Source organism: Algoriphagus aurantiacus, assembly GCF_035156405.1.
GTDB classification, from domain to species: Bacteria; Bacteroidota; Bacteroidia; order Cytophagales; family Cyclobacteriaceae; genus Algoriphagus; species Algoriphagus aurantiacus.
On sequence record NZ_JAXRUT010000022.1, the window covers coordinates 13,751 to 34,633 of the forward strand.

17 protein-coding genes are annotated in these 20,883 nt (G+C 41.9%); 15 read left to right on the forward strand and 2 right to left on the reverse strand.

Annotated features, from left to right (window positions below; genetic code table 11):
• The first annotated feature begins 32 nt into the window (after positions 1-32).
• The 13 genes from SYJ56_RS19015 to SYJ56_RS19075 all read left to right on the forward strand — a co-directional run bounded on the left by SYJ56_RS19015 (position 33) and on the right by SYJ56_RS19075 (position 18,261).
• Positions 33-566 (forward strand): RNA polymerase sigma-70 factor, encoded by a 534-nt coding sequence (locus SYJ56_RS19015; RefSeq protein WP_323836908.1) that lies wholly within the window; start codon positions 33-35, stop codon positions 564-566.
• Positions 567-810: 244 nt separating this feature from the next.
• A complete protein-coding gene (locus SYJ56_RS19020; protein ID WP_323836910.1) occupies positions 811-1,788 on the forward strand; it encodes a FecR family protein in 978 nt (325 codons plus the stop codon).
• A gap of 112 nt (positions 1,789-1,900) precedes the next feature.
• Complete coding sequence (locus SYJ56_RS19025; protein WP_323836912.1) at positions 1,901-5,383, forward strand: SusC/RagA family TonB-linked outer membrane protein; 3,483 nt, start codon at positions 1,901-1,903, stop codon at positions 5,381-5,383.
• Between the two features lie 153 nt (positions 5,384-5,536).
• Complete coding sequence (locus tag SYJ56_RS19030) at positions 5,537-6,943, forward strand: SusD/RagB family nutrient-binding outer membrane lipoprotein (protein WP_323836914.1); 1,407 nt, start codon at positions 5,537-5,539, stop codon at positions 6,941-6,943.
• Positions 6,944-7,094: 151 nt separating this feature from the next.
• Complete coding sequence (gene ggt, locus SYJ56_RS19035) at positions 7,095-8,834, forward strand: gamma-glutamyltransferase (protein ID WP_323836916.1); 1,740 nt, start codon at positions 7,095-7,097, stop codon at positions 8,832-8,834.
• A 28-nt stretch (positions 8,835-8,862) separates the two neighbouring features.
• Complete coding sequence (locus tag SYJ56_RS19040; protein WP_323836918.1) at positions 8,863-10,362, forward strand: aminotransferase class V-fold PLP-dependent enzyme; 1,500 nt, start codon at positions 8,863-8,865, stop codon at positions 10,360-10,362.
• A 12-nt stretch (positions 10,363-10,374) separates the two neighbouring features.
• The gene (locus SYJ56_RS19045; protein WP_323836920.1) at positions 10,375-13,101 is read left to right on the forward strand and encodes an amidohydrolase family protein; all 2,727 of its coding nucleotides are present in this window, start codon (positions 10,375-10,377) and stop codon (positions 13,099-13,101) included.
• 7 nt (positions 13,102-13,108) lie between these two features.
• On the forward strand, positions 13,109-14,437 hold the full coding sequence (locus tag SYJ56_RS19050) for an amidohydrolase family protein (RefSeq protein ID WP_323836921.1): 1,329 nt from the start codon (positions 13,109-13,111) through the stop codon (positions 14,435-14,437).
• Positions 14,427-15,719 (forward strand): M14 family metallopeptidase, encoded by a 1,293-nt coding sequence (locus SYJ56_RS19055; RefSeq protein ID WP_323836922.1) that lies wholly within the window; start codon positions 14,427-14,429, stop codon positions 15,717-15,719. The genes SYJ56_RS19050 and SYJ56_RS19055 overlap by 11 nt, the downstream gene beginning before the upstream one ends.
• Before the next feature lie 336 nt (positions 15,720-16,055).
• Positions 16,056-16,556: a GNAT family N-acetyltransferase gene (locus tag SYJ56_RS19060; protein WP_323836923.1), complete on the forward strand. Its 501-nt coding sequence runs from the start codon at positions 16,056-16,058 to the stop codon at positions 16,554-16,556.
• 260 nt (positions 16,557-16,816) lie between these two features.
• Positions 16,817-17,209, forward strand: coding sequence for a DUF1428 domain-containing protein (locus SYJ56_RS19065; protein WP_323836925.1), 393 nt, complete (start codon positions 16,817-16,819; stop codon positions 17,207-17,209).
• A gap of 117 nt (positions 17,210-17,326) precedes the next feature.
• Positions 17,327-17,563, forward strand: a complete 237-nt coding sequence (locus SYJ56_RS19070) for a DinB family protein (protein WP_323837046.1) — start codon at positions 17,327-17,329, stop codon at positions 17,561-17,563.
• Entirely contained in the window at positions 17,560-18,261 is a 702-nt protein-coding gene (locus tag SYJ56_RS19075) for an acetolactate decarboxylase (RefSeq protein WP_323836927.1), read from the forward strand. The genes SYJ56_RS19070 and SYJ56_RS19075 overlap by 4 nt, the downstream gene beginning before the upstream one ends.
• Positions 18,262-18,423: 162 nt before the next feature.
• Here the strand turns inward: SYJ56_RS19075 and SYJ56_RS19080 are convergent, their stop codons facing one another.
• The gene (locus tag SYJ56_RS19080) at positions 18,424-18,603 is read right to left on the reverse strand and encodes a pyridoxamine 5'-phosphate oxidase family protein (RefSeq protein WP_323836929.1); all 180 of its coding nucleotides are present in this window, start codon (positions 18,601-18,603) and stop codon (positions 18,424-18,426) included.
• A gap of 11 nt (positions 18,604-18,614) precedes the next feature.
• Entirely contained in the window at positions 18,615-18,770 is a 156-nt protein-coding gene (locus SYJ56_RS19085; protein WP_323836931.1) for a pyridoxamine 5'-phosphate oxidase family protein, read from the reverse strand.
• A 329-nt stretch (positions 18,771-19,099) separates the two neighbouring features.
• Between SYJ56_RS19085 and SYJ56_RS19090 the strand changes: the two genes are divergently transcribed.
• Complete coding sequence (locus SYJ56_RS19090; RefSeq protein WP_323836934.1) at positions 19,100-19,918, forward strand: universal stress protein; 819 nt, start codon at positions 19,100-19,102, stop codon at positions 19,916-19,918.
• 388 nt (positions 19,919-20,306) lie between these two features.
• Positions 20,307-20,801 (forward strand): YbhB/YbcL family Raf kinase inhibitor-like protein, encoded by a 495-nt coding sequence (locus SYJ56_RS19095; RefSeq protein ID WP_323836936.1) that lies wholly within the window; start codon positions 20,307-20,309, stop codon positions 20,799-20,801.
• Positions 20,802-20,883: the final 82 nt, after the last annotated feature.

Here is a 20,883-nt window from a genome sequence, read left to right on the forward strand (position 1 = left end):
AAATTATTGACAAATTAATAATAGGCAGTTACATGCATGGAATCTCGGAACTTTGGGTTGAATTTAAGCAGACCGGAAATGTTAAGCATTTCAGCGGGATTTATGAGAAGTTCTGGGAGCGATTGTTAAGTGTTTCCTATTCTATCCTAAGGGATCAAAAAGAAGCTGAAGATATTGTTCAGGAAGTTTTCGTTTCGCTATGGAGAAAACAGGATAAATATTCTATAGATAATATTGAGGCCTATTTGTATCAAGCAGTAAAGCTGGCTGTATTTTTACGTTTAAGAAGGCTTAAGGTGGCCGATGAGCATCTCAAAAAGATGGACTCAATTAAATTTGCCAATAATATAGAAGAAAAGCTTTCCTATGAGGAAGCGAAAAACACTTTGGATGACTGTATCGCGAATCTTCCTGAGAAAGCAAAAAAAGTATTTATTCTGAGCCGATATGAAAATCGATCAAATGAACAAATAGCCTTACAACTAGGTATTTCTGAGAAAACAGTAGAGGGTCATATAACTTCAGCTTTAAAAAAACTCAGAAAATGCCATTCAGAACGGGAATAATTCATCACTTACTGTAGCACCTTACGTATTTTCAGGAATAGAGCAGGTTAAGTTGCGTCCATTTTTTTCGTTTACACTTTTCTGGGCAGCTATGTGGAAATCTCAATACACTATTTCATTCCCGCCTTCAAGGACTTTGTTGTAGCTGATATAATAAGCTAGTAAAATTATTTTTTCAAAAAAAAAGCGAGGAAGACCAAGGGTTAAGCCTGCTTTAGGCAACCTATAGTTAAATAACTCCAAAATGACCGAAGTTGAGTTTAAAAATTTGCTTGATAAGTATCTCAGAGATGAGTGTAATGATTCTGAAAAAAGGTTACTGGATGACTTCTTCGACTCCTTTAAGGGTAAGGGAAGTTATCTGGAGGACCAAAATGTAGCTATTCATATTGAAAAGGAGCGGGTGAAACACCGGTTGTACCGGAGAATTCAAGAAGAGTTGGAAAATGAGAATCAGCCTGCACCGAATTCTGCCAAAAACAAAAACAGGATAGGATGGATGGTTTTGGCAGTTGTTGTACCGCTGATGCTGTTTTGGTTTATATCCTCTGATTATGTGGGAGGAAGCGAAAAACTTCTAAAACTTGAAGCGGAAAGGGGCCAAAAGATTTCACTGACATTGGGTGATGGGACCAGAGTCCGGCTCAATTCAGGGTCTTCATTAATTTACCCCGAAGAATTTAAAGGTGCCGAAAGGAAGGTGAAACTTGAAGGGGAGGCTTTTTTTGAAGTTTTCCGAAATGAGAAAAAACCTTTTGTGATTCAGACAGCAGAAATTAAAACTACTGTGCTGGGGACATCATTCAATATAAATACCCACAGCAAGGGAATAATGATTACGGTAGTGACTGGAAAGGTAAGCGTAGTGGAAGGATTGCAGGAAGTGGTATTGACCAAAGGAATGCAAGCCATTTACAATCCAGATGATGGAAGCATTTTGACTCAAAGTGTTGACCATTATCAGGAAGCTACAGCCTGGATGGATGAAAGGATAGTGTTTAGAAATGTCGACTTATTGGAGTCTCTGAATACACTTGAACGTTGGTACGGGGTAGAATTTGATGTCAAAACCAAACTTCGTCAAGGTTGCAAAGTGAATGGAAACTTTAAAGATCAGCCATTAGCACATGTATTAGAAGCTTTAAGCTTTATTAATGGCTTAGAATACCGAATTATCTCAGCAACAAAAGTAGAGATTACCTCCAGCAAATGTTCCACCTAACCAGTAGAAACTATGTAAAATACTGAAAATCAAAGAAGGAGCTGCACCAAGACCCGCCAGAGACCGATGCCGCTCCAAAAGTGTCAATTATAACTAACTAACATGTAAAGCTATGAAAATTTATTTACGGTCACTACTTATGTATGCCTCAAAAACAGTAGTCTACCTGGTATTTGTACATTTTCTATTTTTTAATATGGTCGCCGCTGATTCTATTTTTGGCCAGACTATATATGATACAAAACTGAGTATTGAAATTAAAGATCAACCACTATCGTGGGTGTTTGATGAAATAGAAAAAAAAGCTCCTTTTAGATTCGTATTCGGAAAGGAAGTTTCCTCTTTGAATAAGAGGTATTTCCTTAAATATAACGATACGACACTCGCTGAGATTTTAAAGGATCTTGAAAAAAAGTCCAGCCTGAATTTTAAAGTCATCAACGGCATGATTGCTGTCAAAGTAAAAGAAGCAGAGCGTCCCAAAGTCCAGAAACAGGTAAAAGTAATTACAGGAATCGTAAGTGAAAAGGGAGGTTCAGGACTTCCGGGAGTTAACATACTCGTAAAAGGAACTACCTATGGGACAATTACCGATTTGGACGGAAATTTTTCGCTGGAGGTTCCTGATGATTCAAGTATTCTTGTGGTTTCCTACGTGGGATATACCGCTGTAGAAGTGGATATTTCTTCCAAGATTTATTTGGAGATATTTTTAGAACCATCGTTTAGTTCGCTTTCTGAAGTGGTTATCACTGCTCTCGGAACCAAGCAAATAAAAGATCAGTCAGGGGCGTCAAGCTCGTCGGTATCCTCAGAGTCCATTCAGCGTTCTGGTGAAACCGGCCTTATCAATGGCCTGGCAGGGAAAGCCTCAGGTGTGAGAATAGGCAAAATGAATGGTGATCCAGGTGCTGGTTCGGTTATTCAAATTCGAGGTGTCAATACTATTGAAGGGGCAAGCCAACCGCTGATTATCCTAGACGGGGTTCCGATTAGTAATGAAAACTCAGGGAGCGGTACAATATCCCAGCAGTCCCGACTCAACGATATCAATCAAAACGATATCGAATCAGTACAAGTATTAAAAGGGGCTTCAGCTGCTGCATTATGGGGATCCCGGGCAGCAAATGGCGTAATTGTGATCACCACTAAAAATGGCAAAGCAAATCAAAAGCCATCGGTGAACTATTCTTTTTCCCAATCTTTTGATAAAATCAATGTCTGGCATCCTCTACAGGATTCATATGGTCAGGGTAGAAATGGCGTGTGGAATATTTCTGCGGCAGAATCCTGGGGAGACAAAATTTCCGACCGTAGTGGTCTTCCTGATGAATTAAATACTCTGGGGGCATATTTTATATCTGATATTTCAGGAGTCACCTACTATCCTGTTATAGGTAAAAATTCCAGGGAAACATACTTGGATGAAAATTACGACCAGGTTTTTCAAACCGGGAGCTTCGGGCAGCATGATGTCTCCGTCAACGGAGGCGGGCAAAAAGCATCCTATTTTTTCAGCTATGGAAATCTAAGTCAAGATGGAATCACGCGGAACTTTACCTATAACAAACAGAATATCAGGTTAAACACCCAAGTACAACTTACTGATTGGATCACATGGAATAATAAAGTCTCTTATAACTTTACCAAATCCAACCGAATCCATCAAGCTGGTGATGATACCAATGGCTTGCTATTGGGGTTATTGAGATCTGCTCCTGATTTTGACAACAGTGACTACATAGGAACCTATGTCAACACTGAAGGTGAGGTGTTTCCAGGCCGTCACAGAAATTACCGAAGGCATTTAGGGGAGACTCAGAATCCAATTTACAATAATCCAGGCTGGACAATAAACGAGCAGAGCTCCCTATCCGAAGTTAACCGTTTTATTATTGCCCCTGAAATTCAGTTAGATCCTGCCGAATGGGTAAATGTAATTCTTCGTGGTGGTATTGACTACTATACGGACAACAGGGAGTCATTTTTCCCAATAGGCTCTGCCGGAAGTAGGAATACAGGAGCATGGGATCAGCAACTAAGATCTTGGAAAGAGGTGAATTTCGACGCTATCGTATCATTTAACAGAGAGATAACTGAAGATATTTCCGGAACGTTGACCCTTGGGGCAAACTACAATGATCGATATAGTACATTCAATTCCACTTCTATAAGTCCATTTGCTGTTGCATCCAAACTTCCGACGACAGATCTGAATCCTGATCAGAGTGCGTCATCTTGGTCTAGATCAATAACTCATCTTCGGTCCAATAGAGGTTATGGAGTTTTGAATCTTGGTTTTTATGACCAGCTTTTCCTGAATGCTTCGGGTGCATTAGAGGCAGCTTCTACTGTTGGAGGGACATTCTTTTATCCATCTGTGGATCTCGCCTGGCAATTTACCAAGGCAGTGGAGATACCTGGGTTGAGCTTCGGTAAACTCCGTGCATCATTTGGCCAGGTGGGGATTCAACCGAATCCTTATAAGTTCTATACGTTGGCAACCACAGGGTTCGATACTTTTGGAGGTAGTTTTCAGATTGATTCCGAAAGAGGCAATCTGAATCTCAAACCCGAAGTGAAAACCGAATGGGAAATCGGTGCAGACTTAAGATTTTTAAATGACAAACTGGTTTTTGGTGCCACTTACTATCAAAATAGGATTAATGATATCCTGTTTGCTGTAAAAACAAATCCTAGTACCGGATTTACGACGGAGTACACCAATGCGGGTATTATAGAAAACAAAGGTTTGGAGTTGGATCTAAGTGCCACAGTTGTCCAAAGAGAATCTTTATCAATTGCAATAAATGGGAATTTTAGCAACAACAGAAATCTGGTGGTAGAGTTAAGAGGAGCAGAAACTGTTGATATAGGTGGAACTTCAAAGGCAGTGCAAGGCCATCCCATGAGTGCTTTCTGGCTGCCGGGTACAGTCAGAAATGAGGACGGAAGTTTTGCTCTCGATGCAAATGGGTTTCCAAAGGTAGATACTCAGCGTAGAGTGATCGGGAATCCCAATCCTGAATGGAGAGGTGGATTGGGTGCCCAGTTGAACTGGAAGAATCTTGACTTCGGATTTCTATTTGAGCATTCTCAGGGAGGGGATTATATCAACAGGACTAGAGTGGTTATGTATGGGTTTGGCACCCATCAGGACGTCAGTAACGAAATCACGCTGACAGAGGATCTGACAAATATCAGTGGAACGCTGGTGCCTGCAGGAACTACTGTTAGAGGGAATATTGCTGATTTTGGTGCCGGAAATGTGCTACTTGACGAAGCATGGTACACCGGAATAGGTGGTGGCCTAGGCTTTAACAAAGTCAATGACCTCTTTATAGAAGATGCGACCTGGACGAAATTGAGAAACGTCACCTTGGGATACACTCTACAGGATAGTCCCTTCCTTGATAAGATCAAGCTCCAGTCACTCCGGGTTTCCTTTAGCGGAAGAGACCTGTTTCTCTGGACGGATTTGATAGGAGTGGATCCTGAAACCAACAATTATGGTGTCAGTAATGCCTTTGGCATGAACTATTTCAATAATCCCGGTACGAAATCATTCCTGTTCAATATCCAGGCAAGATTTTAAGAAATAACCCTAATTCATCAATAGGGCAAGGTTTATTTTCCAACATCAAAAAAGAAATTTCCATGAAATCGAGCATGACTAAAAAGTCACACAAAGGGATGATTATGCCCCATGCGAGATTCCATGTGACATTTAAAAGAAAAATATAAACACATGAAATCAATAATAAAATCTTCAGTACTGTCCCTGGTATCCATGATTTCCTTCATGTTTTCAGGATGTGAGCAACTGGTGGAAGGGATCAACGAGAATCCCAACCAGCTGACATTGGAAGAGGTAGATGCAGGCCTTTTCATGAACGGGGCACAGCTGTCCAATATCAATATCCAATTGGGCCCCTATAGCAGAATGGCAGCCTACTATTCAGGGCAGCTGATCGGATACGAACAGGTAGAACGTTTTCGGTATCAATATGAGGTGGTCAACACCGATTTTGATTGGTCTGGTTATCAATCCGTAGTTAATCCGGCGAGAGAAATAAGAAGAAGAACAGAGGGGAACGCGCTTTATCAAGGCATCACCAAAGTATTGGAAGCCCATGTCGTCGGCACCTATGCCTCACTTTTTGGGGATATTCCATATTCAGAAGCCATATCCGATGTTGATGATCCTGTATTCGATAATCAGCTGGTTGTTTTTGAAAAATTACAAACCTTGCTTGACGGGGCAATTTCCGATTTGGAAAATTCCAGTGGTCAGGTGATTGCCCAAGACTTCATTTTTGCGGGTAACCGAGTCAAATGGTTGGAATCTGCCTGGACCTTGAAAGCGAGATACTATATGAGCACGAAGCAATATGAACAAGCTTATCAAGCAGCGCTCAACGGAATTTCCTTACCCAGAAACAGTATGCGGTTTACGCCACTTGATTTACAAGGGGAAAATTCTACCAAAAATAAATATTTCATCGTATTGCAGAACGGACCGAACCTCGGTACAGGAGACAGCTATCTGATGCAGCTACTGGATGCCGAAAACCCGGTGTCCAGAAACAATGAAAAGACTAATGAAAGTGCCAGATCTGCTTATTATTATATAGACCGACTTAACTCGACATCCAATATGGGTATTGCACATGAACTGGAATCGCAACCATTACTCACCTATGAAGAGAATCTGTTGATATTGGCAGAGTCAGGAGCACGAACCCAGGGTCTTGTAGTAGGGCTTGAACACCTCAACAGTTTGAGAGCATACTTGAATTCAGGAGCATTTCTAAACATCAATTTTGCTGGCCTTTCGCATGTTTACCTACCTTACTTAGCCTCGGATTTTGAGGTGGGTGGAATGGAAAATATGGATGGAATTGATCCCATACGAGCACTTCTTCGGGAAATTGTCGAAGAACGGTATGTTTCCGGGTTTACGATGTTTATGCCATTTGACGATGCAAGACGACTGCGGAAAGGTGACTCTGATATTGCCGTTCCTTTTCCGTTGAACATCCCTACCGCTACGCTCAATATCGAACGGTTCCTTGTCCCAGAGGATGAAATGACCACAAATGAAAATGCACCGGTAGATCCGGGACTTTTCTCTCCTACACAAGTGAACCAATGACGAAATAGGTAGGCACAAAAAAGATGAAATCGAGCCTACCTACCGCCAGGCAGGCATGACGAAAGCGTCACACAGAGGGATGATTGACCTTGCGAGATTCCATCCCGATTTTCGGGACAGGTAATGACCATTGAAAAACAATTATAAACACATGAAAACTTTCACTAAAGGAAATTTTGGAGCTGGAGGATTTCTGTGGCTCGCAGGGATAGCTCTGTTTATTACGCAAGGATGTGACCCTAAGAAAGACAGGCAGATACCTGTTGAGCAGGAGCTGGGTTTGATGGCTGATTCAGGGATGGTCGTCAGTGCTCATTGGCTTGCCTCAGAGGTCGGGGTGGAAATCCTCAAAAAAGGAGGAAATGCATATGATGCCGCAGTTGCTGTTCAGTTTGCCCTTGCGGTAGTTTACCCACGGGCAGGGAATATTGGTGGGGGAGGGTTTGCTGTTTACAGAAATGCCGATGGTGAATCCGGTACATTGGATTTCAGGGAAAAAGCCCCTCTGGGAGCTTCCAGAGATATGTATTTGGATTCCAGCGGCGAAGCTGTAAAGGATCTGAGTTTAAAAGGAGTACTGTCTGTAGGCGTACCGGGAACGGTGAACGGAATGGTGGAACTTCATGAAAAGCTGGGATCCATGCCATGGCAAGAACTGGTCGAACCATCAATTCGGATTGCTGAAAAAGGATTAGCTATATCCGACGATCAGGCCAATATTCTTAACCGTTCAAGGGAAGATTTTATCCAATACAATAGATTTAGTCCTGAGGTTATTAAAACCGAAGAATGGCAGCAGGGCGATACGATCAGATTTTCAGCTTTGGCCAAGACGCTTACGAGAATAGCTTCAGAGGGAAATCCTGGATTTTATCAAGGAGAAACAGCCCGATTGATTATCGAAGAGATGGAGGCTCAAAATGGGATGGTTACCGCAGAAGATCTTCAACGCTACCGGGCAGTGTGGAGAGAGCCTGTGATAGGAAACTATGGGGACTATAAGATTCTTGCTATGCCTCCACCATCAAGTGGAGGGGTTGCCATAGTGCAGCTTTTTAATGGACTTAAAGAATTTGATATGGACAACTATCCTCCAAATTCTGCTGATGCTATTCATCTTTTTACCGAGCTCGAGCGAAGAGTCTATGCCGACCGGGCGGAGAACCTTGGTGATCCTGATTTTTTTAAGATGCCCATGGGGGAACTGCTTGATGACGGACGGATGAAAGTAGCCATGGAGAGTTTTGATGCGGATAATAAAACACCGTCCTCAGAAATCAAGCCCGGTCAGGTGGAGATTATAGAAAGTGTAGAGACCACACACTTTTCTATTGTGGACCGTCATGGAAATGCAATTGCGGTAACTACAACCCTAAATGGATACTTTGGCTCCAAGGTGATGGTCAGGGGAGCTGGGTTCTTTCTAAACAATGAAATGGATGATTTCAGTAAAAAAGCGGGCACTCCCAACCAGTTTGGACTGGTAGGTGGAGAGGCTAATGCCATTTTGCCGGAAAAGCGGATGCTTAGTTCCATGAGTCCTACGATTGTAGAGAAGGATGGGAAGGTGTTTGCTGTGCTGGGGTCTCCGGGAGGATCTACTATTATTACCTCGGTGTTTCAAACGATGGTAAATGTCATGGTTCATGGTATGACGATGCGTGAAGCAGTGGATGCTCCTCGATTTCATCACCAGTGGCTTCCCGATGTGATTCTTCACGAACGGGATGGTTTGGATAGTCTAATTCAGCTACAGCTGGAAAATAAAGGACATTCCTTTCAGCAGCGGGGATTGTTGGGGAAAGTCAATGCAATCAAGGTATACGGAGATGGAAAGCTGGAAGGAGCCGCTGATTCCAAGCGTGGCAGTGAGACCGCTAAGGGATATTGAAATGAATGACAGTAAAACCAAATTTCAAATGAACAACTTAGATTTGGAGAGCTACTTTGAGCCATTTAGGAAAAATATTGTAGGCAATCTGGCTGAATTTGATTCTCCTTTTGGCCGGCAAAAATTGATTTATGCCGACTGGATAGCAAGTGGACGTTTATATAGTCCGATTGAGCAGGTCATGCAGGAGAGGTTTGGCCCTTTTGTGGCAAACACTCATTCAGAGGCCAGCTACAGCGGTAGGCTCATGACCAACGCCTATCACGAGGCTCATGAAATCATCAAGAAGCATGTAAATGCTTCAGACAAGGACGTTATCCTTACTACTGATTCGGGAACCACTGGAGTGCTGTGCAAATTTCAGCGAATTTTGGGGTTGAAACTTCCTGAGAAGTTTGCTCATGTGAAAAACAAAATCACCGAGAGTGAACGCCCAGTCGTTTTTCTTACCCATATGGAACATCCTTCCAATCACACTACCTGGTTGGAAACGATAGCGGATGTGGTGGTGCTGGAACCCAAGGAGGACTTGTCGGTAGATGTAGAGTCGCTAAAAAAGGAGCTTACCAGGTATTCCAATCGAAAGCTAAAAATCGGATCTTTCACCGCTTGCTCCAACGTTTCGGGAGTTTTTACCCCCTTCTATGAACTGGCAAGTGTAATGCATGAGCATGGAGGATATTGTTTTGTGGATTTTGCTGCTTCAGCTCCTTATGTGACTATTGATATGCACCCTGGAGATGCGTTGAAAAGCCTGGATGCGATTTTCTTCTCACCTCATAAATTTTTGGGAGGTCCTGGCAGTTCAGGAGTGTTGGTATTCAACGGGGATTTGTACAACAATAGAATTCCTGATCATCCCGGAGGAGGGACAGTTTCCTGGACTAATCCTTGGGGAGAACATGCTTTTTTTACCGATGTGGAAGTAAGAGAAGACGGAGGAACTCCCGCTTTTTTACAGACGATCAGGGCCGCTCTGAGTATCCGCCTAAAAGAGCAAATGGGCATAGAAAAGATCAGGCTCAGAGAAAAGGAACTGATTGAAATTGCTTTCTCAGGACTGAACAAAATTCCTGGAATCCATATCCTCGTGGCCCAACATACCGACCGACTTGGAGTGATATCGTTCTATTCTGAGTCAATACACTTTAATCTCATCGTTTCCCTACTCAGTGATTTATACGGTATTCAGGTCAGAGGGGGATGCTCCTGTGCGGGTACCTATGGGCATATGTGTCTGAATGTGACCCGGGAAATGTCCAAAAAAATCACCGATAAAATCGACTCAGGGGATCTTTCCGAAAAGCCCGGTTGGGTAAGGCTGTCCCTGCACCCAACAATGAGCAACAATGAGCTTCACTTTATATTGAAGGCTATTGATTTTATTTCAAAAAATGCTGTGGAGCTGTCCAAAGACTATCTCTATGACGGCTTCACCAATGAGTACCATCATAAAAATCAATTGAATGGTCAGCAAGAAATGGATTTGTTTAGACTCCATAGCCCGGTTGGTTATTCCATCATTTAATGTAACTCAACTATGAAATGCTATTATAAAATCCTGATGGTGCTATTTCTGGTGTCTACAGGGATCTCAGCCGTAAGAGCCCAGACCACCTTTGCCAGAAACGGCGTGGCTGATGAGCGGGGACAGACGTATGCGTTAGTGAACGCAACTGTCATTACCGGATCAAAAAAGATAGAAAATGCTATTATCCTTGTCAAAGGCAAGCTGATCGAACAAGTCGGCTCTGTTATCAACATTCCCAAAGGGTACCGGCAGATTGGTCTAAAAGGCAAATATGTGTACCCTGCGTTTATCGATCCCTATTCTCAGTATGGATTGCCTCCGGTAAAATTCCCACCCCGTTCTAACCCAGTGATCAAACGTGAGCAGATTGATCCTGCAAGAAGTGGGGCGTATAATGCAAATGATGCAATACGGGCAGATTATCAGGCAGTAAGAGATTTTCGAATCGATTCCAAGATTGCTGAAGACTTGCGGCGTCAAGGTTTTGCTTCCGTTTCGGCATTTCTTCCTGATGGAGTTGTAAGGGGAACTTCTGTGGTCGTGAATTTGGGGGAATCCAGTGAAAACGAAGTCGTGGTGAAAAGTGAAGGCGCGGTATATTTTTCCATGGATAAGGGAAGTTCTCTGCAAGACTATCCCAATACACCGATGGGAGCACTTTCACTGGTCAGACAGACTATGTACGATGCAGAATGGTATGGGCAGTTTGATCAGAAACCTTTTACAGATCTTGGACTGGAGGCAATTAACAGCCAGAAGTCTCTACCTAAGATATTCGAAAGCAGCGACTGGATGATGGCTCAGACGGTGGATAGAGTAGGTACCGAACTGGGGCTGGATTTTATTATCAAAGGTTCTGGCGACGAATATCAGCGGGTTGGGGAGATTGCCGGAATGAAAAGAAAAATGGTGATCCCTTTGAATTTCCCCAAGCCATTTGATGTCTCCGATACCCTGTTTAATGCTGCAATCTCGCTCCAGGATCTGAAGCATTGGGAGATGGCTCCAATGAATGCTGCCTTCTTGGCTAAGGCAGGGGTGAAGTTTGCCTTTACATCCGATGGACTGGAAAACAGAGGTGAATTTTTGGACAACGTAAAAAAGGCAGTCGCTGCAGGTCTTAGCAAAGAAACGGCGCTTGCGGCGCTGACATCTATTCCTGCTGAATTTTTCGGATTGGAAGATGTATTGGGTGGGGTGGATGCAGGAAAGTTCGCAAATTTAATTGTTGCTTCCGGAGATATTTTTGAACAGTCCGGATCCATTGAAGAAGTATGGGTTCAGGGAGAATCCTATAGGGTCACTTCAAAGCCCGATCGGGGAACGGTTCGGTATACTGTGGATAAAATTGATGACTCTCCCAAAATGATCTATCCTTTTACTGCCTACGGGACAAGTGAGCAGGTCAAGCCGGAAGACCTTTTGATCAAAGGAGCAACTGTGTGGACCAGTGAGCAGGAGGGCATTTTATCTGAAACCGATGTATTGATCCAAAGTGGTAAAATTGTCCGAATTGGTAAGGGATTATCGGTGAAGGGAGTAAAAATCATTGATGGTACCGGAAAGCATCTCACAGCCGGCATTATTGATGAACATTCCCATATCGCACTGAAATCCATCAATGAAATGGCGATCAACACTTCTATGGTAAGAATGGAGGATGTGATCAATTCAGAAGATGTCCAGATTTACAGAGCTTTGGCAGGTGGGGTTGTGGTTGCGCAGTTGCTTCATGGATCGGCTAATGCAATTGGTGGACAGTCAGCATTGGTAAAACTCAAATGGGGTCAAACGGCAGCTGATTTAATAATCCCCTCAGCGCCAAGGTTTATCAAGTTTGCATTGGGTGAAAATCCCAAACGCTCCAAGAGTGATCCATCCATCCGTTTTCCCAAAACTATGATGGGAATGGAGCAGGTGTACACTGATGCCTTTACTCAGGCCAGAGAATACGAAAAAGAATGGACGCGCTATCAAAGCAATGCTAAAAATGGAAGTGGAATAAAGCCGAGAATCGATCTTGTCAATCAGGCGATGCTTGATGTGCTGAAAGGCGACATGTTCATTACCTGCCATGCCTATGTGCAGTCGGAGATGCTGATGCTTATGGATGTTGCGGATAGATTTGGCTTTACGGTAAACACATTTACCCATGCGCTGGAGGGATACAAAATTGCAGACGAATTAAAGGTACACGGCGCTGGCGGAGCTACATTTTCTGACCGTTGGAATTTCAAATGGGAAGCCCGGACGGCTATCCCTTACAACACGGTGCTGATGCACGGTCAGGGCGTGGTCACGGCAGTCAATTCCGACAGCGGAGAATTGATGCGGCATTTGAATCAGGAAGCGGCGAAGTCGGTCAGATACGGTGGGATGGATGAACAGGAAGCTCTTAAGTTGGTCACACTAAATCCTGCTAAATTATTACATCTGGACGATTCAATGGGATCTATCAAGGTAGGTAAGTCTGCTGACCTGGTGCTGTGGTCAGGCCATCCTTTGTCCGTTTACTCAAAGGCTGAAAAAACCCTGATTGAAGGCGGGATTTATTTCGATTTGGAAAGAGATCAAGTCCTAAGAGAGGAAATCCGCTTAGAGCGGAACCGTCTCATCACTAAAATGGGAAATTTAAAAAATCAGGGAGTTGCCACCGTTCAATACAGTTCCAATCTGCCGTTTGAGGCGGAATGTGACTTTACCGGTATGGAGGAATATTTTGAAGAAAACCACTAAAGAAATCATGGAAACAAGCTATATCATGGATATAAAATACCTGACTCGAATTTTCGTATGGGGATGTCTACTATCATTTTTGCCCCAGACCGGTTTTGCTCAATGGACACCTGTGCCGGGAGAAACACAAAAACATCCTGTGTTGTTGAAAGGCGGTATCCTTCATTTGGGAAATGGATCAGTGATAGAATCAGGTGATATTCTCTTCGTAGATGGACAAATAGTCGCCATTGGGGAAGTAGAACCGAATCAATATGGAGAAGAATTGGAAGAAATCTCTGTTGCGGGGAAGCATATATATCCCGGACTTATCCTTCCCAATTCCATTATCGGCTTAAGTGAGATCAGTGCGTTTAAAGCTACCTACGATCATACTGAGCATGGGAAATTCAATCCAAATCTGACTACTTCTTATGCTTTTACCAGTGATTCGGAGATAATCCCAACACTGCGTTACAATGGGATCTTGATTGTTGAAGCAGCTCCGGGTGGAGGGGTGATTTCCGGCAGCTCCTCAGTGATGGCTTTGGACGGCTGGAACTGGAAGGATTCCATGTTAAAACGGGGTGCAATGTATTTGAGCTGGCCTGCCATGAAAAGAAGGCAATTCGACAGAGGCACGGGCTCAATAAGACTGACGGATAACTCCGAATATCGTAAGGAGGTTTCTGAAATCAGAACTTTGTTTATTGATGCAGCCGGCTATGGAGAGCGTATAGAAAAGACTTCAAACCTAAAGCTTGAAGCTATGCAGGCGGTACTAAATGGTGAGCAGTCGCTCTTTATTGAAGTAGACGAGCCGAAAGGAATTCTGGAAAGTATTGAATTTTTCAGGGAGTTGGGTATTGAGAAACTGGTAATCATATCGGCTGAGGGAGCTCTGGCGGTCCGTGATTTTCTGGCAAAAGAGAATATCCCTGTAATTGTGCCTCCTACACTAAGTCTTCCATCAGGAACTGATGAGGACTACGATCTTCGGTATAAGCTTCCTTTTTTGTTGGCGGAAGCCGGAGTGAAGGTGGCCCTGAGCCATTCAGGCAGCATTACCGAAGCGAGAAACCTTCCGTTTTTTGCGGGAGTCGCCGTTTCCCAGGGAATGGATAAGGAAGAAGCTCTGAAACTAGTTACTTCCAACCCTGCCGATATTCTCGGAGTGGGAGATTTAGTGGGTACACTGGAAGTTGGTAAACATGCTACTTTAATTGTCTCAGAAGGAGATGTGTTGGATATCACTACCAATAAGATTGATATGGCATTTGTACAGGGGAGGCGTCTGAATCTGGACAACAAGCAACAACACATGTATACTAAATACAAGGAGAAATATGGAAAGTAATCTAAAGAGATATTGGGTCATGGGATTGATGTGCTTGATCGCATGGTCTTCCAACGGGCAGAATTCTACATTCCGAGGCCAAGGACCCGTAAACCCGGTCAATACAGAGTCAAGGCCGGTGGAGCGACAGTGGAAGGGGGTATTTGAATTTGGGAATAGTGTCGTGTCAGTCACCAATGACTTTGATGGAGCGAGACTAAACGGCATGTTCGCCGCCAATGACTCCACGCTGGTGGGACTCATCAATCCGGAGAACACTCCTGTAAATATGAGCCCTTGGTACGCATTCAAGTTATGGGCACCCAGTAAGCAGTCCGTTTATGTCCGATTGACCTATGGCGGGAGTGCAAGGCACCGATACCACCCCAAAATCAGTAAGGATGGCAGGGCTTGGAGTGTTCTTGATTCGGGTAACGTATCGACTGAATATTTGGGAATCGAAGAAAATGGCAGGCCAAACGCCGTGGTGATGAAGCTGGATGTGGGACCGGATACATTGTGGGTTGCAGGGCAGGAGATCTACTCCTCTGGATTGGTAAATGAATGGATGGATTCGTTGACCAACCTTCCATATGTAACCAGGGAGTCCATAGGCAGGAGTGTGGAAAACAGGGAAATGGCAGCACTGGAAATAGGTTCGGCACAAGCCACTAATTTGGTGATGGTTATCTGTAGGCAACATCCACCTGAGGTCACCGGATATTTGGCAATGAGAACCTTTGTTGAAACTGTTACCGGAGACACGGAGCTGGCACAGGAATTCAGGGATAAATTCAAAGTGTTTGTAGTTCCTCTAATGAATCCTGATGGTGTGGATAATGGGCACTGGAGGCATAATTCATCGGGGATAGATCTTAACCGGGACTGGAGTGATTTCAATCAACCGGAAACCCGCAATGTCAGGGACTTTATGCATCGCAAGGTGAAGGAAACATCAGGGGAATTCAATTTTGGAATTGACTTTCACTCCACTTGGGATGATATCTATTATACTATTGATTCGACGCTTGAAGGTAATATGCCTGGATTGGTATATAGCTGGCTTGATGGTATTCAGACCGAAATTAGTGGCTATGTTCCCAATGTTAGTTCCAGTGATAAAATGGTTCCGACCACCGTTTCCAGAAACTACTTCTATACAGCTTTTGGGGCGGAGTCGCTGGTCTATGAAATCGGAGACAACACCGATAGGGCTTTTGTAGAACAAAAAGGTAAAGTTGCCGCAGAGGTGTTGATGGAGGAAATGCTTAATCGGGTAGAAGAAAAAGTGGCGCAACCTTAAAAACCTCTAATCTCCCGAAATCAATGAAAAGTATGCACCTTTTAGCGAAGGTAGCCTCAAGAAACGCCCTGCCAATAGTAGCAGGGCTTTTTTCGTAAAGCTGTGTTTTTCAGTATGGTCTATCCTAGACTGGTAGGACACTGAAATGTCCTTAAAAACTCAATATATGACTAGAACTTTTTTTTGTGGCGGGATTGATACTAAGTGATTGAATCTGCATTTATATTGCATGACTATGGATTTCCTCCATGTAGTTTAGAAAAATGGAGTTAGCTGGGAAGATTGTCTAGAAGCAAATTCCAGAAGCTTTATAAATTTTATAATTGTAAAACTCAAGTGGATAAAATACTATTTCGAAACCTAACGGAAGAAGATTGGGAACAAGTTTCTGAGATTTACAGGCAGGGACTTGATACGGGAAACGCCACATTTGCATCAGAGGTGCCCAGCTGGAGTGAGTGGGATACAGGGCATTCACAAGATTGTAGATTAGTAGCTGAAATGGACGGCCTTATTGTAGGATGGGCTGCCTTGTCTCCTGTTTCTTCACGATGTGTTTACGGAGGGGTTGCGGAGGTAAGCATCTACATCTCTAATAATGCTAAGGGCCAAAATATCGGAACCAAACTACTGGAAAAATTGGTGGCTGAAAGTGAACAAAAAGGATTCTGGACACTGCAGGCAGGGATTTTTCCTGAAAACAAAGCAAGTATTGTAATTCACGAAAGGACAGGATTTAGAAAAGTCGGATTTAGGGAAAGAATAGGGCAAATGAAAGGTGTTTGGCGGGATACTATTCTAATGGAACGTAGGAGTAAAATTGTTGGAATAGACTGAAATCTTATCGGATGTAAAAATCATCAGTGGCAAATTAGTACAGAAACAGTTTCCATACGGGTAATGTTCTAAATAAGGCCATTGCAACCTATCGGTCTTATTTATTGGATCGTGGAGGAAATCTAGCCTATCTGTGAGAAATTGTTCTTCTTATATAAAAAGATGAGATAAGTTTTATGTTAGGGGCTATGGCTGTCACCCATCCTTTCGTTGTGCACAGCTGAAAAACTATCAAAAATTAAATAAAAATAAATGATGATATGGCAAATTACATAGACGGATTTGTACATCCAGTTCCACGAATTCACCTGAACGAATACAAGAGTGTGGCTGAAAAAGTAGCTGAAATTTGGAAAGAATATGGTGCGCTTGCTTACTTTGAGTATGTCGGAGAAGGTTTGAAATTGGAAGGCACACGTTCTTTCATTGAAGTAGTGGATTTGAAAGAAGATGAAGTAATTGTATTTGGATGGGTTTTGTTTCCTTCGAGAGAGACTCGTGATTTAGCAAACAAACAAGTTCCCAATGACCCAAGAATGATAGAATTGGTTACCCCATTGACCAAATCTACAAAATTGATTTTTGATGCCAGTCGGATGGTTTATGGAGGATTCCAACCGCTTGTTCAGTCGAATAGTAGTGAAGCTGGATAGACTACAAATTATAACTTTTACATGTTATTTTGACAAAAAAGCCGTTGCAACATCACCTACCAGTCAATTGGGGATGTATTTGGTGATAGTTCGATTAAGGTAACAGCCAAAACAGTTATTGAAAAAAGAGATACCGGCGAATGGACAGATTTGGAAGCGCTGAAAAACTATGTTGTTGAGTCATTTGGAAAACTCAAAACCATCATCCAAAAACAAACAGATGAAGGTTGGGAAACCTTGATAAGCACAAAAGAATTTGGTACAAAGACCAAGGCGGAAGCTTTTGGGAGAATTGTATCCCATACAACGTATCATGCAGGGCAATTGGCAATTATCAAAAAATACAGATTATGAAATTAATGATTACGATAGTAATGCTGCTTATCTTTTTCAAGGTAGAAGCTCAGGTTATGCATAGCGGTTCGATGAGCGAAATGAGTCAAAATGGCTTTGAGTCCAATGTTTTGATTGACAGTTTGTTACAAAGACCACATCTTTATGGATTAGGTCCTTATGGGAAAATGCAGGGAGAAATAACTGTTATAGATGGGCAGCCATTTATCGCTTTTGCAGATGAAAACTCACAACTCAAAGTAAAAATAGACAGTTATGCGGAAGCTCCTTTTTTTGTGTATGCTTACGTTGCTATGTGGCAAACTTTTGAGATGAGTTCTGCTATTGCCAATCTGGCAAATTTACAAGCGGCCATTGAGAAATTGGCCGATGAACAAGGGTATGACCTTTCAAAACCCTTTCCATTTCGAATTAAGGGCGACATAGACAGTCTTACTATTCACGTGGTAGCTCCACGGTCTTTAGATATACCGGGTTACAAGGAAGGTGTTAATAGCTATAAGTATGATGTTGTAAACATATCAGGAGAAATCTTTGGTTTCTACTCACCTAATGGGATGGGAGTATATACTCATAGGGATAGTAAGGTTCATGTGCATTTTATAAGTTCGGATCACTTCAAAATGGGACATATCGATGCTTTGCATATATCTCCAAAACGTCCATTGCAAGTATTATTACCAGCACTGTCCAAATAGATTAGTCTTAAGCTGAGACAATTACGCAACCAGCATTGTACCTTCACTAGTTTAGTCTTATAAAAAGCAATTATTAAATACTAATCAAGTGCTTGAAGTCAGCTTAATTCTAAATGACAAAATCTACATATATTTTACAATCATACAATTATTTTAAGGGAGTTAGTGAGATAAGGGACGAGTGGCAAATGGAGCCAATCGGTTTTTGAGTATTTTCATCCCAAACTCGTATTCATCTTCATTTTTCATTTCTTCAAATTCTCCCCAAGCAATGACACTTCTCCAATTGGTCATATTCTCTATAGAATCCACCTGAAAGCACACTCTGGGATTATTTCGCATGATTTTAATTTTTAGTCCTTCCATGGAGTGACCATAATATAGCCATTGTCAAAGGCGTAAGAAATTGGGACTATATAGGGTCTTCCCTCTTCTATGCATCCAATACGTCCAATAGTCTGGCTGTAGAAAACATTAGTAATTTGATCGTTACTTAATTTACCTAACATAATTATTCTCGTTTCAAAACTAGGGACAAATTAATTGCAGATTCAAAGGTTTTTTCAGGTTTGAAAATGATAGCAGTCTTGATGATTAATTCCTATGGTAGCTACCGCGTTTGACAATCCTTGATAATATATTTATATTATTAAAATAAAAACTATGGGTAGTGTTGATTATTAACAATAGCTTAAGTATAAATTTAATTGTTCCATAAACTTGCTAAAATGACAATAATTGTAAGATGTGATGATCAAAATCATAAATATACCCTTAGCAAGTGCCTAATTTGGAAGTGCTGATTTGAAGAGGTTCCGGCACCAAAAAAAGATAAATTATGAACATACTCGTTCCTATGGATTTTAGTAAGGAAGCTGAAAATGCAAAAGAATTTGCATCCGCAGTAGCAAAATTAACTGAGGGAAAGATCATTTTTTTATACGCAGCACCTCCAGTTTATAATTTTGCTTCTGTGGCTGAAGAGTCAGCAATAGCGGTTGTTAGACGGGCTAAAGGTTTAATGAGAAAATATGTAAAAGAATTAGAGAGCCAAGGGATCAGAGGTAGTTATAGTACAGTTGAGGATAATTTGGGAAGTGCTATTGAAAGCATGCTGATCCTAGATGAAATAGATATTATTGTAATGGGGACAAAAGGAGCTACGGGAATCAAAAAAGTTTTGATGGGTTCAAATGCAAGTGAAATTTTTAAGGAAACAGCTATTCCTGTACTACTCGTCCCTTTTGAATCAAGTTATAATAAATTGGAGAAAATCGTTATCACTATGGAATATGCTGAAGCTGCGCCTAAGTATATCGGAGAAATATTGAAATTAACCAAGGAATGGGGACTTCCTTATGAGATCTTGCATTTCAATTCCGCCGATAGTGATGAACTAGATGATTTTAAAGTACAGCATATCAAAGTCCTTGAAGAGACCTATCCTGGAACATCGTTTGGGCTTACTAGCCGATTTTCAAGCACTGTGCAGGAAGGTCTTAAGCAATTCCAGGATGAACATCCTGAAGCAATGCTAGTAATGTTATCATCTCATAAGACGTTGCTTGAGAAGTTTTTTTCAAAAAGTGATACTGCACAGATGGTTTACCATCCAGATTTGCCATTGCTGGTGATAAAAGAAGATTTTATCAACTGAGCACTCTTAATTTTTTAACGATTATTTCCTTTCCTTATTTAGATTAAATAGTGATATACTACTCTATAGAAATCTTGCTGTAATAAGCGGTGTTAGCAAGCCATCACAGGTCATCGGATTACAAATATGGTGAAAGTGTTTGATCTAGTTACTAGTTATATAATTTGATCCTGCTTGTGAGTTTGGGAATTAGTTAGAGATAGGTGTTTATAATACTCATGAATACTTAAAAAATTATCTTATATTGTGAGTGAATCAGGATATCGTTTGGTCAACACTTACTGAATGTATCAATTAGTATAGTTATAATCTTAATTGTTAATGATGAAAATCATTATAAATTATTGGGTACTTGATTAAATTTATTAAGTAAGTAATCCATTTACTAATGAGCAGAGCAACCTTAGTTATTTCCAGTGAGAAGTTTGCCCGTGGAGGGCTGATCCCTGCCAGGTATACCTGTCATGGAATGAATATCAATCCACCCCTGGATATTGAGAATTTACCTATCAAAGCTAAATCCCTCGTGGTGATGTTAAAAGATAGGTCTGTGGATGATAAAGATTCTATGCTTTGGTTGCTATATAATATACCAGTGAAAAACAGGATTAACGAAGATGAGAAAAAGGGAGAACTAGGTTTAAACAGTTTTAATAAATTTTCTTATGTGGGACCTTGTTCTGAATCTGAAGCACATAGGTATATGTTTAAGGTCTATGCGCTGGATGACTTCTTGGTTTTCAATGAGCGGAATGTAGATAAATGTGATGTTGAAGCCGGAATAATGTACCACTTGGTAGGGTATGGTGAATTGGATGCTATTTATGGCCGTAAAGTCAAATGGGAAATGGCCGAATTGTCATTGTTACAGATTAAGCGCTAACCATAGCCCCTTAATAGAAACTAAATGAAAAAGGGAAACAGGAAGCAATTTGCCTTATTGTTACACATTCATTTCCCCTGAT

Bases quoted from the DNA above. Each gene is read 5' to 3' on its own strand.
- SYJ56_RS19045 (WP_323836920.1), top strand. From the start codon at position 10,375: ATGAAATGCTATTATAAAATCCTGATGGTGCTATTTCTGGTGTCTACA.
- SYJ56_RS19025 (WP_323836912.1), top strand. From the start codon at position 1,901: ATGAAAATTTATTTACGGTCACTACTTATGTATGCCTCAAAAACAGTA.
- SYJ56_RS19020 (WP_323836910.1), top strand. From the start codon at position 811: ATGACCGAAGTTGAGTTTAAAAATTTGCTTGATAAGTATCTCAGAGAT.
- SYJ56_RS19090 (WP_323836934.1), top strand. From the start codon at position 19,100: ATGAACATACTCGTTCCTATGGATTTTAGTAAGGAAGCTGAAAATGCA.
- SYJ56_RS19055 (WP_323836922.1), top strand. From the start codon at position 14,427: ATGGAAAGTAATCTAAAGAGATATTGGGTCATGGGATTGATGTGCTTG.
- SYJ56_RS19015 (WP_323836908.1), top strand. From the start codon at position 33: ATGCATGGAATCTCGGAACTTTGGGTTGAATTTAAGCAGACCGGAAAT.
- SYJ56_RS19075 (WP_323836927.1), top strand. From the start codon at position 17,560: ATGAAATTAATGATTACGATAGTAATGCTGCTTATCTTTTTCAAGGTA.
- SYJ56_RS19050 (WP_323836921.1), top strand. From the start codon at position 13,109: ATGGAAACAAGCTATATCATGGATATAAAATACCTGACTCGAATTTTC.
- SYJ56_RS19040 (WP_323836918.1), top strand. From the start codon at position 8,863: ATGAACAACTTAGATTTGGAGAGCTACTTTGAGCCATTTAGGAAAAAT.
- SYJ56_RS19095 (WP_323836936.1), top strand. From the start codon at position 20,307: ATGAGCAGAGCAACCTTAGTTATTTCCAGTGAGAAGTTTGCCCGTGGA.
- SYJ56_RS19085 (WP_323836931.1), bottom strand. From the start codon at position 18,770: ATGTTAGGTAAATTAAGTAACGATCAAATTACTAATGTTTTCTACAGC.
- SYJ56_RS19030 (WP_323836914.1), top strand. From the start codon at position 5,537: ATGAAATCAATAATAAAATCTTCAGTACTGTCCCTGGTATCCATGATT.
- SYJ56_RS19080 (WP_323836929.1), bottom strand. From the start codon at position 18,603: ATGCGAAATAATCCCAGAGTGTGCTTTCAGGTGGATTCTATAGAGAAT.
- ggt (WP_323836916.1), top strand. From the start codon at position 7,095: ATGAAAACTTTCACTAAAGGAAATTTTGGAGCTGGAGGATTTCTGTGG.
- SYJ56_RS19065 (WP_323836925.1), top strand. From the start codon at position 16,817: ATGGCAAATTACATAGACGGATTTGTACATCCAGTTCCACGAATTCAC.